The sequence below is a fragment of the Vagococcus zengguangii genome (genome assembly GCF_005145005.1).
Lineage (GTDB): Bacteria > Bacillota > Bacilli > Lactobacillales > Vagococcaceae > Vagococcus_A > Vagococcus_A zengguangii.
In genome coordinates this window covers 1,224,243-1,240,555 of record NZ_CP039712.1, presented here as the reverse complement: position 1 = coordinate 1,240,555, position 16,313 = coordinate 1,224,243, and the positions used below count along the sequence as shown (strand labels likewise).

Annotated in this window: 16 protein-coding genes and 1 tRNA gene; 11 read left to right on the top strand and 6 right to left on the bottom strand. The window is 35.6% G+C overall.

Going from position 1 to position 16,313, the window contains the following annotated elements:
- Positions 1-14: 14 nt before the first annotated feature.
- Entirely contained in the window at positions 15-569 is a 555-nt protein-coding gene (locus tag FA707_RS05860; RefSeq protein WP_136953353.1) for a TetR/AcrR family transcriptional regulator, read from the bottom strand.
- A gap of 166 nt (positions 570-735) precedes the next feature.
- On the opposite strand from FA707_RS05860, the gene FA707_RS05855 reads away from it, so the two are divergent.
- On the top strand, positions 736-1,863 hold the full coding sequence (locus FA707_RS05855; RefSeq protein ID WP_136953352.1) for an ABC transporter permease: 1,128 nt from the start codon (positions 736-738) through the stop codon (positions 1,861-1,863).
- Positions 1,864-1,875: 12 nt separating this feature from the next.
- Complete coding sequence (locus tag FA707_RS05850) at positions 1,876-2,568, top strand: ABC transporter ATP-binding protein (RefSeq protein ID WP_136953351.1); 693 nt, start codon at positions 1,876-1,878, stop codon at positions 2,566-2,568.
- 61 nt (positions 2,569-2,629) lie between these two features.
- Here the strand turns inward: FA707_RS05850 and FA707_RS05845 are convergent, their stop codons facing one another.
- Positions 2,630-3,487: a MurR/RpiR family transcriptional regulator gene (locus FA707_RS05845; RefSeq protein WP_136953350.1), complete on the bottom strand. Its 858-nt coding sequence runs from the start codon at positions 3,485-3,487 to the stop codon at positions 2,630-2,632.
- A gap of 199 nt (positions 3,488-3,686) precedes the next feature.
- Between FA707_RS05845 and FA707_RS05840 the strand changes: the two genes are divergently transcribed.
- Positions 3,687-4,721, top strand: a complete 1,035-nt coding sequence (locus tag FA707_RS05840) for a Gfo/Idh/MocA family oxidoreductase (protein WP_136953349.1) — start codon at positions 3,687-3,689, stop codon at positions 4,719-4,721.
- Between the two features lie 59 nt (positions 4,722-4,780).
- Here FA707_RS05840 and FA707_RS05835 read toward each other — a convergent pair whose 3' ends face one another.
- Both FA707_RS05835 and FA707_RS05830 read right to left on the bottom strand, forming a co-directional pair.
- On the bottom strand, positions 4,781-4,963 hold the full coding sequence (locus FA707_RS05835) for a hypothetical protein (protein WP_136953348.1): 183 nt from the start codon (positions 4,961-4,963) through the stop codon (positions 4,781-4,783).
- Between the two features lie 370 nt (positions 4,964-5,333).
- Positions 5,334-5,615: a hypothetical protein gene (locus tag FA707_RS05830; RefSeq protein WP_136953347.1), complete on the bottom strand. Its 282-nt coding sequence runs from the start codon at positions 5,613-5,615 to the stop codon at positions 5,334-5,336.
- A gap of 182 nt (positions 5,616-5,797) precedes the next feature.
- Between FA707_RS05830 and FA707_RS05825 the strand changes: the two genes are divergently transcribed.
- Positions 5,798-6,466: a hypothetical protein gene (locus FA707_RS05825; RefSeq protein ID WP_136953346.1), complete on the top strand. Its 669-nt coding sequence runs from the start codon at positions 5,798-5,800 to the stop codon at positions 6,464-6,466.
- Between the two features lie 117 nt (positions 6,467-6,583).
- Here the strand turns inward: FA707_RS05825 and FA707_RS05820 are convergent, their stop codons facing one another.
- Both FA707_RS05820 and FA707_RS05815 read right to left on the bottom strand, forming a co-directional pair.
- Positions 6,584-7,423 (bottom strand): Ltp family lipoprotein, encoded by an 840-nt coding sequence (locus tag FA707_RS05820; RefSeq protein WP_246032301.1) that lies wholly within the window; start codon positions 7,421-7,423, stop codon positions 6,584-6,586.
- A gap of 200 nt (positions 7,424-7,623) precedes the next feature.
- Positions 7,624-7,695, bottom strand: a tRNA-Arg gene (locus FA707_RS05815).
- 72 nt (positions 7,696-7,767) lie between these two features.
- Here FA707_RS05815 and rpoN point away from each other — a divergent pair.
- The 7 genes from rpoN (at position 7,768) to gpmI (ending at position 16,299) form a co-directional block, all read left to right on the top strand.
- The gene (gene rpoN, locus FA707_RS05810) at positions 7,768-9,099 is read left to right on the top strand and encodes an RNA polymerase factor sigma-54 (protein ID WP_168177408.1); all 1,332 of its coding nucleotides are present in this window, start codon (positions 7,768-7,770) and stop codon (positions 9,097-9,099) included.
- A gap of 55 nt (positions 9,100-9,154) precedes the next feature.
- Positions 9,155-10,369, top strand: a complete 1,215-nt coding sequence (locus FA707_RS05805) for a chloride channel protein (protein WP_168177361.1) — start codon at positions 9,155-9,157, stop codon at positions 10,367-10,369.
- Between the two features lie 264 nt (positions 10,370-10,633).
- Positions 10,634-11,671: a sugar-binding transcriptional regulator gene (locus tag FA707_RS05800; RefSeq protein ID WP_136953343.1), complete on the top strand. Its 1,038-nt coding sequence runs from the start codon at positions 10,634-10,636 to the stop codon at positions 11,669-11,671.
- A gap of 43 nt (positions 11,672-11,714) precedes the next feature.
- Entirely contained in the window at positions 11,715-12,713 is a 999-nt protein-coding gene (gene gap / locus FA707_RS05795; protein WP_136953342.1) for a type I glyceraldehyde-3-phosphate dehydrogenase, read from the top strand.
- 93 nt (positions 12,714-12,806) lie between these two features.
- Positions 12,807-13,988, top strand: coding sequence for a phosphoglycerate kinase (locus FA707_RS05790; RefSeq protein WP_136953341.1), 1,182 nt, complete (start codon positions 12,807-12,809; stop codon positions 13,986-13,988).
- A gap of 26 nt (positions 13,989-14,014) precedes the next feature.
- Positions 14,015-14,770 carry a triose-phosphate isomerase gene (tpiA, locus tag FA707_RS05785; RefSeq protein ID WP_136953340.1) on the top strand — a complete coding sequence of 252 codons (756 nt, stop codon included), beginning with the start codon at positions 14,015-14,017 and terminating at the stop codon, positions 14,768-14,770.
- On the top strand, positions 14,770-16,299 hold the full coding sequence (gene gpmI / locus FA707_RS05780) for a 2,3-bisphosphoglycerate-independent phosphoglycerate mutase (RefSeq protein ID WP_136953339.1): 1,530 nt from the start codon (positions 14,770-14,772) through the stop codon (positions 16,297-16,299). Before tpiA ends, gpmI begins: the two co-directional genes overlap by 1 nt.
- The last annotated feature ends 14 nt before the right edge of the window (positions 16,300-16,313 follow it).

Genomic DNA, 16,313 nt, shown 5'->3' with positions numbered 1-16,313 from the left:
CACTTTTTCCTGCTTTATTTTTTTATGACACCGTGCAAGAAAATTTTGACAAATTCTTCTATTGGTAATTCTGGAGTCATCGATTTTTCAGATTCTCCAACAATATAAGCTGATAAACCTCTTAAAAAATGAGAAGAAATTTGTTTTGGGGAAAAAAATAGGTCGTGAGTATGATTTAATCGTTCGAATAATTGTTCAAAGTAATAAAAATAATTTTTTTGCCAGATGACAAAGATTTCGCGAAGTGTTGTTTCATCTAATTCGTGGTTCATATCATGCATCATCATTGAAAAATTCATAGGATGGGTTTGTTGAAGATATTTACAAATGTTTATAAGAGCTTGTTCAGTATCGGGTTCAGATTCGATGATTTGATGCATATTAATACCAATTTCATCAGAAAAATTTTTTAATACTTCAATGTATATTTGTTCTTTATTTTTATAGTGATGATATAAAGCAGGTTGCGTAATATTCAATTCTTTTGCAATCTGTCTTGTCGAGGTCGCTAAATATCCTTGTTTCATAAATAGTTTGGTTGCTAGGTCGATGATTTTTTTCTTCATCATGTCACCTCAATTCTTTTGAATAGTTCGTTACTTATATTATAGCAAAATATTGTCCTAAGCAAAATAATATCAAATTAGAAATTCTTTTGCTATAATTACCTTATCGTTTGATAAGTTGAATTAGAAGGGGGGACTCAATAAGTAGATTGACTTATTGGGGACAATAATGTTTTTAGCACTTAAAGAAATAAAAAAAGAAAAAGGTCGCTTTTTCATGATTATCATGGTGACCATCTTAATTGCGTATTTAGTTTATTTTTTATCAGGCTTAGCGTATGGTTTAGCTAAATCGAATACAACTTCGATTGATCACTGGAAAGATGCAAAAGGAATTGTGTTAACCAAAGCTTCCAATCAAAATATTTATTCATCAGCCATAGATGAAGAAGTCGTTAAAGGACTTGATTTAAAAAATGGTAAACAGCTTAATGTAGGGTCAACTGTTGTTGAGGTAAAAGGAGTTAAATCAGATCCGTTAGATTTAGTTTTAATGGGTGTTGAAGAGAACGATGATAGCCTAATGGCACCTGTTATTGAAGGAAAGAAATTTTCAGGTCAAGATGAAATTGTCTTAAGTGAAAGTTTTAAAGAATTAGTGGATGTAAAACTAGGTGACACTATTACGTTGTTAGACACTGACAGAGAATATAAAGTAGTTGGTTTTACAGAATCGTCAAAATATAACACGCAACCTGTTGGATATGTAGAGTTAGAAATGGCTTCACAAGCGATGATGATTTATTCGCCTACTGAGGAAAATCAAGCAGAAGGTGTAGAGGCAACGACCGGTCCAACTGAAAATACGCCAATTAGGATTTCAGCAGTGATTGTAGATGAAAAAGTTGATCAGAAGAAATTAGCGGATAATAAGTTGATTTATTTAGATAAGAAAGAATTTATTAATTCGATTCCAGGTTATCAAGCGCAAGTATTAACGTTTGGTTTAATGATTATTTCTTTGATCTTAATCGCTTCAGTGATTATTGGGATTTTCATGTATATCTTAACAATGCAGAAAAAATCGATATTTGCCATTTTGAAAATACAAGGGATTAGTAATAAATTTATTAGCCAATCGGTTATCTATCAAACGCTATTAATTAGTATTTTTGGTGCTTTAATCGGTTTAGCATTAACTGTCGTAACATTTTACTTTATGCCCGCAAGTGTTCCAGTGGCAATATACTGGCCGTTGTATTTAGCTATTACGCTATTATTCATTCTTTGTGGGTTAATTGGTAGTGTCTTCTCAGCGAAAAGTGTCTTGAACATTGATCCGCTAGATGCGTTGTAGGAGGAAATAAATATGAGTGTGATTGAATTAAATAAAGTAACGAAAAATTTTACAGTTGGCGCAAATGAGGTCAACATCTTAAAAGAAACAAGTTTAAAAATTGACGAAGGAAACTTTGTTGCAATCGTTGGTCCTAGTGGTAGTGGTAAGTCTACTCTATTAACTATTATGGGCGCGCTACAATCACCAACTTCAGGTAGTATTGCGATTAACGAAAAAGATGTGTCAAACTTATCAAAAACAGAATTATCAAATGTTCGTTTCAATGATATTGGATTTGTACTACAAGCCTCTAACTTGGTGCCTTATTTGACACTAAGAGAACAGTTTGAATTAAAGTACAAATATAAAAAAGAAAAATACGATAAAGAACGTGTTCAACAAGTAATGGATAAATTGTCAATTACTCATTTAGCGGATAAATACCCTGATGATATTTCAGGAGGAGAACGCCAACGAGCGGCTATCGGTTTAGCTTTGGTACTAAGTCCTAAAATTATTTTAGCAGATGAACCAACCGCTAGTTTAGATACCGAAAAAGCTTATGAAGTGGTGGAAGTGTTCCAAAAAATTTCACATGAGTCTAATACAACGATTATTATGGTAACGCATGATACACGTATGTTGTCATATTGTGATCGTATTTTGGAAATGAATGACGGAATATTAAACGAAGTTGCCTTGGATGATATGAAAGGCCATTAATCAATACGTAACCAAATAACCTCGATAAATAAGTCAGCTTATCTATCGAGGTTATTTTTTTTCAGAAGAAACGGTCATTTAAGAAATTTAATTCCGCGCTAATTCGTTTTTGTTGATTTACTTCAAAATTTTCAACGAATAAACAAGAATAGAGAGTATTCAATACGTAGTCAATCGCTAATTGAGATGAAAAGGTAGATTGTTTAACTGATTGGCTTTCTTTATTAGCAATTTCAATTGATAAATCACTTAGCGCAGCAATATGTGAATCGCCATTAGAAGTGATAGCGATAATTTTGGTTTTTCGTTGACGTAAGATTTGGGCGATTTCATACATGTTTTTACTTTGTCCGCTATAAGATAAGACAATGGCACAGTCTTCAGGTGAAAATTGAAAGGCTAACTGGTGTGTCTCGCCAGGTATGGGAGTCAGTTCCACGCGTTTGCCAATTTTCATCATTTTATTTTGAAAGTTTAAAGCGGGTAAGTAAGTATCTCCATAACCAAAAATCCCTATTTTATTTGCGTTTGTTAAATAGTGAGTTGCTTGGTCAATCAAGTTATCAGTTAATAGTTTTTCCGTATACTCGAGCGATGAAATGGAAAGTTCTAGTATTTTTTTTGCGATCGAGCGTGTATTGTCTTCTTTTTTAAAAGGAAAGTTTGGATCTACTAAACTAGGGGTTACAGGATTTGCTTGCAATTCAGCTGATAATTTAATTTTGAAGTCTTTATAGCCTTTCAAACCAATTTTGCGACATAGTCGGTAGATGGTCGAAGTAGCATGAAAGGTTTTATTTGATAATTCTTGAATAGAATCGTCTAATACGTCCTCAGCATTCGTTAATATATAGTTTGCTAATTCAATTTCAGAAGAGTTGAAGTTTTTCTTTTCTTTGAGTGCTTGTAAAATTAACATTTAGCAACACCTCCACTTTCATTGTCTTAATAAAAAGCGTATTCGTCAAGGAGGTTCTAACTAATTGCAAAAAAATTCCAAAAATAATGAGCATAGCCTCCATTTTTTGGAATAATTTGCCTAATTAGTACAGAGAGTTTACAGATTTAAAGAAGAATGCTTAAATAAAGTTAACAAATGAATTTTGGAGGAATAATGTATGTTAAACATTGCTTATATCGGTAATGGTAAAAGTACCAATCGTTATCATTTGCCATTTGCGACTAAAATAAAAGAAATTGTAGTAAAAAAAATCTATGCACGAAGCGAGCCTAAGTGGGACACGTTAGAGGGTGTTGAGTATGTTAACGATATAGAGGCTATTTGGGGAGATAACAGTTTGGATTTGGTCGTGATTACGACACCTCCGACAAGTCATTTTGAGTTGGCTAAGGAAGCTTTGCAACGCGGACATAATGTTTTACTAGAAAAACCGTTTTGTGAAACTTCTGAGCAAGCACAAGAGTTATTTGCTTTAGCTAAGGAAAAAGGGTTGTTCTTAGAGTGTTATCAAAATAGACGTTATGATTCTGACTTTTTAACAGTACAAAAAGTAATTGAAAGTGGCAAATTGGGGGATATTTTAGAGTTAGAGATGCATTTTGATTATTTCAGACCGGAAGTACCAACGAATAATCAGCGTTTAGATGTAATTAACGACTTTTTGTATAGCCATGCTTGTCACACACTTGATCAAGTTATTTCGTATTTTGGAGAACCACTAGATGTCCATTATGACGTTCGTCAGTTATTAGGACTAAATCGTATGAACGACTATTTCGACTTAGATTTGTTCTACGAAAAAGGTTTAAAAGTATCAGTAAAATCAAGTTTCTTTAGAATAAAGGAGCGTCCAAGTTTTGCGGTATATGGAACAAAAGGTTGTTTTATTAAGACCACAAAAGATCGCCAAGAAGAACATTTGAAATTATTCTATATGCCGACTAACGCTGACTTTGGCTTGGATTTACCCGAGCATTACGGTGAGTTGACGTATGTTGATGAATCAGGCCAGTATCATCAAGAAAAAGTAGTCTCAGAAGTGGGTGATTATTCTCGTGTTTATCAGGCAATCTATGAAACGCTTGTCAACGGGCAAGAACCTGTTGTCAAACCTGAGCAAACTTTAGCTCAAATAAAATTATTAGAAGCGGGCATTGACGCTATGAATGTAAATATGCCTAAATATTTCTAAAATAAAAAGTCTGTAGACACATGTTAAATGGTGTCTGCAGACTTTTTTGTAGTTAAGTATTATTCATCTCCAAGAGTTGCTTCTAGTCCGGCAATTCTTCCAGCTAAATATTGAATTTGTAATTCATTTTCAATATAGTTGATTGAGTTTCCTAGATCATCAGTGCGGCGGCTTTCTAAACGTTCGATTTCTTTTTTGTCCTCGTTAATTAAATGGGTAATTGCTTCTTTATTAATTGTCATTTTCAAGACCTACCTTTCTTATAATTTAATTTTACCGCTCTTTTTTTGAAAAAGAAAGTAATACCACTCAAAAAAGAGCAAAACATAAAAACTTTGCTCCAATCGTTATTGATGTTAGATAATAATTTTAACAATGACATCCATTTTCTTTACTTCCACAATGGGTTAAATCACGACAGAAGGAACAACGACAGGCACAATTATTGGCTAGTAACTTTACAACTCTCATTGAAATTTCTCGATTCAATTTGATCATTTTCATCGACCTCCATTATCTTGATGATGAAATTATAGCAAAACAGTGAAAATAGTAAAGAATATTACTTTATTAATATGAAAAAACAACTTGGAAGACCAAGTTGTTTTTAGATTATAGATTGGTTGTTTTAGTAGAATTGCTTGAATCGTAAGCCTTTAAACCTTGTTTTAGACTAATAATAAAGGATAATGTCACAATAATAAGCATTGGGATTGTGGTTATTAAATCACGGAACAACTGGTTTCTGTCAGGTGAATAAGTATTGTTATCCGTGACAGGGAAAAGGACATATGATACAGATTCAAATAGCGAATAAAAATTCATAAGAAAAACCACGAACGAGATGAGTGCAATCAGTAACCAAAAAATAACGACAAAATTTGTTTTTTTCATAAAAAGACACCTCCTGATTTCATTATACAGGAGGATTCAGTTTGTGAGAACTAATACGTTAATTTATTGTGTGTTTGATAAATTATCAGCTAGGATAGTGAAGTAAATAAAGTGACTATATTTGTTTAGTATAGTAAATTATAGTTATGATGAGGAACATAGAATAACAGGTAGGTGGAAATATGAAGAAACTATTATGGCTATTAACGTTACTATTATTAGTAGGTTGCACCACGGATTCAGAAGATAATAAAATAATTTCTGGAACAAAGCTAAAAAGTTATTTTCCGGATGAGGATAGTAGTAAACCGATAGATGGCAGTGAGGAAGGTAAGGAAGAGTCGTTTAAATTACCGTTCGAAGAAATCGACAAAAATACCTATCCGTTTGCTGTTGGTGTTGATGCCTTAGTAAAAATTAAGGACAATCAAGAAAACAAAGTAGTAGATGTTGAAGGAACCGATTTTGTTGCTGCTGGTACAAATATTCCTAACAAGTTGACAATTGGAAAAGGACGAGCGGCTTCACAAGGAGTGTGTTTGACAATCCATGCAGATAATGAGAAAGATTTAGTTTATCCAGTGACGTTTACTCAAATTCCAACCAAAGAATTGATGGTTATTGGTGGGAGTGGAACAAATAGTTATAAACGGCCGATAAGAGTGAATACAGAAATTACGCTCCAAGCACCTGATATCAATGACGAAAATAGTGAGTATAGTAAGCTGGAAGGACATAAATATTATTTATTCTATAATGGCCAAGGCACGATTTCGCTTGTTACAGAGAACTTCGCAGGTAATGTTGAAGCTGAAGATGCTGATGTAATGATGGAATATGTAAAGGAGTAATACAAAAATTGCAAGTTAATTTTTAATTTGCGAAATGTGTTGATCTAATTAACAAATAAAGAGGGACTCATTTGAGTCCCTCTTTATTTGTTTTTAGACTTTTAATAGGACATACTTCTAATTCGGTAGGTTGTCTATTGCATATTGTGCTTGTTCAGATGTAAAACCTTCAAATACTAGTTGATCATACAGACCAGCGTCAGAAAATGAAGAGTAATCTAGATAATCTAATGCTTTGTTTAATGCTTGTTCATTCCAATCGGCTTGTACATTATCAACAGCAAATTGGGCAGCCTCTTCAGGAAATTGCTCATAAATTAATTGCTCATAAAGCCCTGATTTTGAGAATGCAGAATAGTCAAGATAATCAATCGCTTTAGATAAAGCATTTTTTTGTTCTCTAGTCGCATTATTAATTGCTTCTTCTTGACTACGTTTTTCAGCCTCTTCCGCTTTCTTTTGTTTTTCAGCTTCTTCTCGTTCAGCAGCTTCTTTTTCTTTTCTTATTTTTTCTTCTTCATCAACTTGTTTTTGTTTTTCGATTTCTTCTTGTTTTTTAGCTTCAATCTTCATTAAGTTAGAAAGCGAATCAATCTTAATTGTTTCAGATGTAATTCCATCTGTAAAAACATAATCAGTCTCGTTTTCTGGTATAGTATCTGTAAATATCCAAGACCCTGAATCTGAAATTTCAATACTTTTCTTATTTTGGTCCGATACACTCATCGTTAGTGTATTTGATTTATCTACAGAACCTACAATGCTAAAAGTTTTTTCATTTAAATCATATGAAGTTTCTTTAATTATTAAAGGTTCAACTTCGATAGTTTCTGAGCTCTCAGTTGAAATTATTGTAGATTCTACTGTGGTTTCAAAAGTTTCTTCTTTATCGTTTGCGTTGTTCGTGCAACCGAATAATAATGTGGATAATAATAATGGTAATACTAGTTTTTTCATTTAGGCTTCCCCCTCTATATAATATAATTTATTGTATCCGCTTTCTTATTTGTGTATCGCTAACAACGGCTATCTATATGAGATAGCCGTTTGATAAATCGCTTTAAAATTTATAAAGAGAATTGATTTATATTTGCATATAAACAGTTGAGGTTGAGATAGTTTTTTTTTTAAGCTATACTTTATTAAGTATTAATAAACGTACCTTGAGGGAATCGAACCCCCATCTCAAGAACCGGAATCTTGTGTGATATCCACTACACTAAAGGTACTACTACAATATAATTTTAGCTAATCATATGATAAATAGCAAGGCATATTAAGAAATGAAGGTGAGATTTATGTTGAATTTCAGTCACCAATTGAATCAACAGCAAAAGCAGAGCCAAAAATTGGCGATGACTCAAGCGTTACAACAATCGATTCAAATTTTACAGTACAGCACAGATGATTTATTAGCGTATCTTGAGAACAAGACACTTGAAAATCCTTTGATGGAGATGGATGTAACAACAGGGATTTATGATGAGCCCTATGCTGTTCGAGGTGCTTCTTATCAAGGAGATGACGAGCAAAACGTCTTTGCTAATATTCCCGATAATAGCGTGTCATTATTTGAATATTTAATTGAACAAATTCATTTAAATTACCGTGATACATATTTAAGACAGCTTATTATCTTTTTGGTTGAATTCATCGATGTTAACGGTTATTTATCGATTGATTTAGAGGACGCCGCTGAAAAGACAGGTTCTGAATATATTCAAATGCTAGACGCATTGACTCTGTTACAACAATTAGATCCACCAGGTGTAGGTGCACGTGATTTACAAGAAGCTTTAATGTTACAGATAGAACGTGATGAATCCGCACCTGAAATGGCTTATATCGTTTTAGAAGAACATTTTGAATCTTTTGCTAATAAGAAATGGAAACCAATTGCTTCTCAATACAAGATTTCGTTAGCCGATATTCAAGAAATTTATGATTATGTTCAAACGCTTACACCTAATCCAGGTGCTGGTTTTGGGGAATCATTTGAACATCAAATTTACCCAGATATTATTGTAAAAGAAGAAGATGGTATGTTAAGTGTACTTTCAACAAAACGCGGGCAACCAAATATTGTCTTCCAAAAAAAATATTTTGACCAAATGAATCAAAGTGATGATAAAGAAGTGAAAAAGTATTTAAAAGAAAAACAAGCTGAATTTGAATGGTTACAAAAGAGCGTCCTACAACGTGGCGAAACGATTTTACGCGTAGGTGAAGAAATTGTTAAGCGCCAGCACGCCTTTTTCACTGACCCTAATCGACCGTTAAAACCATTAAAATTAAAAGAACTAGCGGAAATTATCGGAGTACATGAATCAACTATCAGCCGCGCAGTTAATGGCAAGTATCTACAAACGGATTTTGGTGTGTTTGAATTACGTCATTTCTTTACGACAGCTGTTGGTGGAAGTGAGAGCGAAGAAGAAACGTCTGCAAGTAACGTACAACAATTAGTGCAAAGGATAGTAGACCAAGAAGATAAACGTAAACCTTTGTCAGATCAAAAGATATTAGAGTTACTGAAAGAGCAAGGGGTGGAAATTTCTAGAAGGACGGTTGCGAAATATCGTGATATTTTAGGGATTCCGTCTTCTACTAATCGCAAGCGTTACGAATCTTAGATAAAAATCGCAAGGTAGACAATCATTGTCTACCTTTTTTATGAGGAGTGTCAAAATGGTCAAACGTGCTGAAATCAAAATACTTGGGGTGAGTCTGTTAATAGGATTAGTGGTTGGGGTTTTAGACTACTTCTTTGGATCGGTTCTATTAAAGATAGGAGATTTACGTACCGACTACTTTAAATCCTTGATAGGGTGGTTACCCATCGTTGGGTTAGTGATTGTTTTTGCGTATCAACGATTCGGAAAAGAAGCTTCAAAAGGAATGGCGTTGCTCTTTGATGTTCATCAAAACGAAAAACAAACGATTCCTATCGTACTGATTCCACTTATTATGGTGAGTACGTGGTTGACTCACTTATTTGGAGGAAGCGCTGGACGAGAAGGAGTTGCTGTCCAGATTGGTGGAACCATCGGGAATAAAGCTTACCAATGGCTATCAGATGAGGAACTGAAGCCAGATATGCAACAATTGTTTTTGATGATGGGGATGGCTGCGGGATTTGGTGGTTTATTTCAAACACCATTAGCCGCAACTGTTTTTGCGTTTGAGGTTTTTCGGACTGAGAACATAAAGTTAAAAAAAATTATCTACGTGCTAATTGCCTCTTTAACGTCTGATTTTGTTACATCGAGCTTAGGACTAGAAAAATTCAACGTATTAATTGGAGATGGCCCTGTGTGGTGGCGTAGTTTATCAAGTTTAAACGTAATGAAATGGTTATTGATGATGGTGTGCTTGTATGTAATCGGGAAATTATTTGCTGTTTTTCTAAAACGATTCAAGGGGCTATTAAATCGTTCTTTACCAAATCCTTATTTAAAAATGACAATTTTATCAATAGTCTTAGCTATTAGTATATATTTTATCGGTCAAGGACGATATTCGGGATTAGGAACCAATTTGATTCAGGATGCTTTTTATCAATCGGTAACAAGTTATGACTGGCTACTGAAAATGGTATTTACTGTTTTAACGCTGGCTATTGGTTTTCAAGGTGGGGAAGTTACGCCGTTATTCTCGATAGGTGCAAGTTTTTCGTTTGCATTTGCTAGTTTTGTTGGTTTACCTATATTACCTGCTGTTGCGCTCGGGTATATCGGGGTATTTAGTAGTGCGTCGCATACGTTTGTTACGGCAATATTTTTGGCTTATGAAGTTTTTGGTTGGCAGATGGTACCTTTAGCGCTTATCCAGGCTGTTGTTTTTTATTTAATTAAACAGGAAATTTCTATTTATCCAATGAAAGCGTCTAAAACTCAGTTGTAGAACGAATTCAGCAAGTATAACTTGTAATTATAGTAATAAATACATAAAAATACGCTTAAAACCTGTAGAAAATGTTATCTACAGTTTTTTTTGAGAGCCAGAAGCTTGATTTTAATAATTAGTGGTGCTATACTGATTTTGTGATTGGTAGTAATAAACATAATGATTTGTTTCTTCTACCAATATATTTTTAGTAACCATGGGTCGTTAAATGACTACCTTGGGCAAATCGTGTCCCACGTAAAAGGAGAAGTGACAAAACAAATGGAAAATCAAATTAATTTGTTAGAAGCGATTATTCCTGAAGTTTTGCAAATTGTTGAAGAACGTTTTATGATTCTTCGAAATATCCAGTGGATGTCTCCTGTAGGACGTAGAACGTTGGCTCAAAAGTTAAATATCACGGAACGTACATTACGAACGGAAACAGATATTTTACGTCAGTTAAACCTGATTGAGATTTCCAAAAGTGGTATGACCTTAACAGCTGAAGGCGAACGTGTTTTGCAAGGGTTAGAGGGATTAATGTCTCAAGTAACCGGTATGAAGCAAAAAGAACAACAACTGGCGCAATTATTTAATATTGGCCGTTGTACAATTGTTTCCGGTGACTTTGATCAAGATAATCAAGTGTTGGAAGAGTTTGGTAAATCGGTAACCGATGCATTGAATCAACTATTACCTGCTAAAGAAAATATCATTGCGGTAATGGGTGGTACAACAATGGCAGGAGTTGCTAGCCAAATGAATCTACTTGATTCAGATTTAAGACATAACATCTTTGTTCCCGCAAGAGGCGGAGTCGGTGAAACCATCGATATCCAAGCAAATTCAGTTAGTGAAATAATGGCGAAAAAAACAGGTGGACGTTCACGTTCACTATTTGTTCCAGAACGGGTAAGCGAAGAAACGTATCATTCATTATTGCAAGAACCGAGTGTTCAAGTGGTATTGCAGTTAATCCATCGTGCAACTTGTGTCATTCACAGTGTCGGTAATGCTATGCATATGGCAAAACGTCGTGGCATGTCAGAAGAAGAATTGAAAATAATAACTAAAGGTCAAGCAGTTGGCGAATCTTTCGGCTATTTTTTCAATAAAGATGGCGATATCGTTTATAAAATTCCACGAATCGGCTTACAACTTAATGATTTACAAAAAGTACCGTTCATTATTGCAGTGACCGGTGGTAAGGCCAAAAGCCAAGCTATCCAGTCTTATATGAAACATGCACCAAGTCAAACGTGGTTGATAACCGATGAAGGTGCAGCTAATGAGATTTTAAAAGGGGTAACCCTTTAAAATAAAAAAATTTTTTTCGATTTTCTAAAGGAGGAAATCTCACATGACAGTAAAAGTAGGTATTAACGGTTTTGGACGTATCGGACGTTTAGCTTTCCGTCGTATCCAAGAAGTAGAAGGAATTGAAGTAGTAGCAATCAACGACTTAACAGACGCAGCTACACTTGCACATTTATTAAAATATGATACAACTCAAGGACGTTTCAACGGTGATGTTGAAGTTCATGATGGTTTCTTCAAAGTTAACGGTAAAGAAGTTAAAGTATTAGCTAACCGTAACCCAGAAGAATTACCATGGGGCGAACTAGGTGTTGAAATCGTATTAGAATGTACTGGTTTCTTTACATCTAAAGAAGGCGCTGAAAAACACTTAAAAGGTGGCGCTAAACGTGTAGTTATTTCTGCACCAGGCGGAAACGACGTACCAACAATCGTTTACAACACAAACCATGAAATCTTAACTGGTGAAGAAACAGTTATTTCAGGTGCTTCATGTACTACTAACTGTTTAGCTCCTATGGCTAAAACTTTACAAGACAAATTTGGTGTTGTTGAAGGATTAATGACAACTATCCATGCTTACACAGGTGACCAAAACACATTAGATGCTCCACACGGTGACTTACGTCGTGCTCGTGCTGCTGCAGCTAACATCGTTCCTAATACTACAGGTGCTGCTAAAGCTATCGGTTTAGTAATTCCTGAATTAAACGGTAAATTAGACGGAGCTGCTCAACGTGTTCCTGTTCCAACTGGATCATTAACAGAGTTAGTAACTGTTTTAGAAAAACAAGTAACTGCTGAAGAAGTTAACGAAGCAATGAAAGCTGCTGCTAACGAATCTTACGGTTACAACGAAGACATGATCGTTTCTTCTGACATCGTTGGAATTACTTACGGATCATTATTCGACGCAACTCAAACTAAAGTTATGACTGTTGGCGACAAACAATTAGTTAAAACTGTTGCTTGGTATGATAACGAAATGTCATACACTGCTCAATTAGTTCGTACTTTAGAATACTTTGCAAAATTAGGTTAATATAACCGACATATAAGCGGGGAAGCTACGCGCTTCCTCGCTTTTCTTAATAAAAAAACAACTGAGGATTTTCCAAGGAGGCGCAATAAATTTATGGCTAAGAAAACTGTTAAAGATTTAGAATTGAAAGATAAAAAGGTACTTGTTCGTGTTGACTTCAACGTACCATTGAAAGATGGTGTTATCACTGATGATAACCGTATCGTTGCTGCTTTACCAACTATCGAATACATCGTTGAACAAGGTGGAAAAGCTATTTTATTCTCACATTTAGGTCGTGTTAAGACTGAAGAAGATAAAGAAGGTAAATCTTTAGCTCCAGTTGCAGCTCGCTTAGGTGAATTATTAGGTAAAGAAGTGACTTTCGTACCTGAAACACGTGGTGAAGTTTTAGAAACAGCTATCGCTAACATGAAAGACGGCGATGTTTTAGTATTTGAAAACACTCGTTTCGAAGATATCGACGGTAAAAAAGAAAGCGGCAATGACGCTGAATTAGGTAAATACTGGGCTTCATTAGGTGATGTATTTGTAAACGATGCATTCGGTACAGCTCACCGTGCTCATGCTTCAAACGTAGGTATTGCTTCTAACTTAGAAACAGCTGCTGGTTTCTTAATGGAAAAAGAAATCGAATTTATTGGTGGCGCAGTTGATGCACCAAAACGCCCATTTGTAGCGATTTTAGGTGGAGCAAAAGTTTCAGATAAAATTGGCGTAATCGAAAATCTAATCGACAAAGCTGACAAAATCTTAATCGGTGGTGGTATGTCTTATACCTTCATGACTGCTCAAGGTAAAGAAGTTGGTTTATCATTAGTTGAAAAAGATAAAGTTGAATTAGCAAAAGAATTATTAGAAAAAGCTGGCGACAAATTAGTTTTACCAGTTGATTTCGGTGTAACAAAAGAATTTGCTGATATCCCAGCTACATACGTTGCTGAAATCCCAGCAGATCAAGAATCATTAGATATCGGACCAAAAACAATCGAATTATACACTGAGTTATTACAAGGTGCTAAAACAGTTGTATGGAACGGACCTATGGGTGTATTCGAAATGTCTAACTACGCTAAAGGAACAATCGGTGTATGTGAAGCAATCGCTAACTTAGAAGATGCAACAACAATCATCGGTGGTGGAGACTCTGCAGCAGCAGCTATCCAATTAGGTTACGCTGACAAATTCTCTCACATTTCTACAGGTGGCGGTGCGTCATTAGAATACTTAGAAGGTAAAAAATTACCAGGCGTAGAAGCTATTTCAGAAAAATAATCATAAATTACTAGGAGGCATATCAAATGCGTAAACCTATTATTGCAGGTAACTGGAAAATGAATAAAACTTTAGCAGAAGCTCAAAGCTTTGCTGAAGCTGTGAAAGGTAATGTGCCATCAAATGATGTAGTAGATGCTGTTATCGGCTCACCAGCATTATTTTTAGCACCATTAGCTTCAAACTTAGAAGGAACAGACGTTAAATTAGCAGCACAAAACTGCTACTTTGAAAACGCTGGGGCATTCACTGGTGAAAACTCACCAGCTGCAATCGCTGATTTAGGCGTACAATATGTAATTATTGGACATTCAGAACGCCGTGAATACTTCCATGAAACAGACGAAGATATTAACAAAAAAGCTAAAGCTATTTTTGCTAACGGTATGACACCAATCTTCTGTTGTGGTGAATCTTTAGAAACTTACGAAGCTGGTCAAACAGCTGAGTGGATCGAAGGCCAAATCACTAATGGTTTAGTAGACTTAACTGCTGAGCAAGTAAGCTCAATGGTTATCGCTTATGAACCAATCTGGGCTATCGGAACTGGTAAATCAGCTGACGCTAACATCGCAGACGAAATCTGTGGAGTAGTTCGTTCAACAGTTGAAAAATTATACGGTTCTGACGTAGCATCAAAAGTACGTATCCAATACGGTGGTTCAGTTAAACCTGAAAACATCGCTGAATACATGGCTAAAGAAAACGTAGACGGTGCCCTAGTAGGTGGCGCTAGTTTAGAAGCTGAGTCATTCTTAGCATTATTGGAGGCAGTAAAATAATGAGTAAAGCGCCAGTAGCAATCATTATCTTAGACGGTTACGGTGTCCGTGACGAAGTCGTAGGTAATGCAGTAGCACAAGCGAACAAACCAAACTATGATCGCTACATGGCTGAATTCCCTCATAGCACTATGAAAGCCGCAGGATTAGACGTAGGTCTTCCTGACGGCCAAATGGGGAACTCAGAAGTAGGACATACAAACATTGGTGCAGGTCGTATTGTGTATCAAAGTTTAACAAGAATCGATAAAGCCATCCAAGATGGTGAATTCCAAACAAACGAAGTGTTACTTTCAGCAATGGATAACGCCATTGAAAAAGGAACAGACTTACATTTATTTGGTCTATTATCTGATGGTGGGGTTCATAGCCACCAAAATCATTTATATGCTTTATTAGAAACAGCTAAAGCACGTGGTGTTAAAAACACTTACGTTCATGCTTTCATGGACGGACGTGACGTTTCACCAACTTCAGGTTTAGGTTTCATGGAACAATTAGTAGCGAAAATGGAAGAGTTAAACTACGGTAGCGTAGCGACTGTTTCAGGTCGTTTCTATGCAATGGACCGTGACAAACGTTGGGAACGTGTTGAAAAAGCATACAAAGCAATCGTTGATGGAGAAGGTATGAAAGCAACTGATCCAGTTCAAGCGATTAAAGATTCATACGAAAACAACGTGAACGATGAATTTATCGTACCAGTTGTCATCGAAAAAGATGGTCAACCAGTAGCGACAGTTAAAAACGATGACTCAGTTATTTTCTTTAACTTCCGTCCTGACCGTGCGATTCAATTATCAAACGCGTTCACTGATACAGAGTGGGAACATTTCGCTCGTGAAAACCACCCAACAGTGAAATTCGTTACCATGACATTGTATAACCCAAGCATTGTTGCAGAAGTTGCTTACCCACCAATCGAAATGAAAAACGTTCTCGGTGAAGTACTTTCAAATGCTGGATTAACTCAATTACGTATTGCGGAAACTGAAAAGTATCCTCACGTAACGTTCTTCATGAACGGTGGACGTAACGAAGAATTCCCAGGTGAAAGCCGTATTTTAATCAACTCACCAAAAGTTGAAACTTACGACTTGAAACCTGAAATGAGTGCTTACGAAGTAACAGATGCATTAGTGGCCGATATCGAAGCTGATAAACACGATGCGATCATCTTAAACTTCGCTAACCCAGATATGGTTGGTCACTCAGGAATGTTAGAACCAACAATCAAAGCGATTGAAGCAGTAGACGAAAACTTAGGTCGAGTGGTTGACGCTATCCTTGAAAAAGGTGGTTACGCTGTAATTTTTGCCGATCATGGTAACTCTGAAACAATGTGTACACCAGATGGTAAACCACATACAGCTCACACAACAGTGCCAGTACCAGTTATCGTTACTAAGAAAGACATTGAATTACGCAACGATGGCCGCTTAGCTGACGTAGCACCTACAATGTTGGACTTATTAAACATTGAAAAACCAGCCGAAATGACTGGTCAATCATTAATTATTAAGAAATAATCGGTGAAAACCAA

Bases quoted from the DNA above. Each gene is read 5' to 3' on its own strand.
- gpmI (WP_136953339.1), top strand. From the start codon at position 14,770: ATGAGTAAAGCGCCAGTAGCAATCATTATCTTAGACGGTTACGGTGTC.
- FA707_RS05850 (WP_136953351.1), top strand. From the start codon at position 1,876: ATGAGTGTGATTGAATTAAATAAAGTAACGAAAAATTTTACAGTTGGC.
- gap (WP_136953342.1), top strand. From the start codon at position 11,715: ATGACAGTAAAAGTAGGTATTAACGGTTTTGGACGTATCGGACGTTTA.
- FA707_RS05820 (WP_246032301.1), bottom strand. From the start codon at position 7,423: ATGAAAAAACTAGTATTACCATTATTATTATCCACATTATTATTCGGT.
- FA707_RS05855 (WP_136953352.1), top strand. From the start codon at position 736: ATGTTTTTAGCACTTAAAGAAATAAAAAAAGAAAAAGGTCGCTTTTTC.
- FA707_RS05800 (WP_136953343.1), top strand. From the start codon at position 10,634: ATGGAAAATCAAATTAATTTGTTAGAAGCGATTATTCCTGAAGTTTTG.
- FA707_RS05860 (WP_136953353.1), bottom strand. From the start codon at position 569: ATGATGAAGAAAAAAATCATCGACCTAGCAACCAAACTATTTATGAAA.
- FA707_RS05790 (WP_136953341.1), top strand. From the start codon at position 12,807: ATGGCTAAGAAAACTGTTAAAGATTTAGAATTGAAAGATAAAAAGGTA.
- FA707_RS05805 (WP_168177361.1), top strand. From the start codon at position 9,155: ATGGTCAAACGTGCTGAAATCAAAATACTTGGGGTGAGTCTGTTAATA.
- FA707_RS05845 (WP_136953350.1), bottom strand. From the start codon at position 3,487: ATGTTAATTTTACAAGCACTCAAAGAAAAGAAAAACTTCAACTCTTCT.
- FA707_RS05835 (WP_136953348.1), bottom strand. From the start codon at position 4,963: ATGACAATTAATAAAGAAGCAATTACCCATTTAATTAACGAGGACAAA.
- FA707_RS05830 (WP_136953347.1), bottom strand. From the start codon at position 5,615: ATGAAAAAAACAAATTTTGTCGTTATTTTTTGGTTACTGATTGCACTC.
- FA707_RS05825 (WP_136953346.1), top strand. From the start codon at position 5,798: ATGAAGAAACTATTATGGCTATTAACGTTACTATTATTAGTAGGTTGC.
- tpiA (WP_136953340.1), top strand. From the start codon at position 14,015: ATGCGTAAACCTATTATTGCAGGTAACTGGAAAATGAATAAAACTTTA.
- FA707_RS05840 (WP_136953349.1), top strand. From the start codon at position 3,687: ATGTTAAACATTGCTTATATCGGTAATGGTAAAAGTACCAATCGTTAT.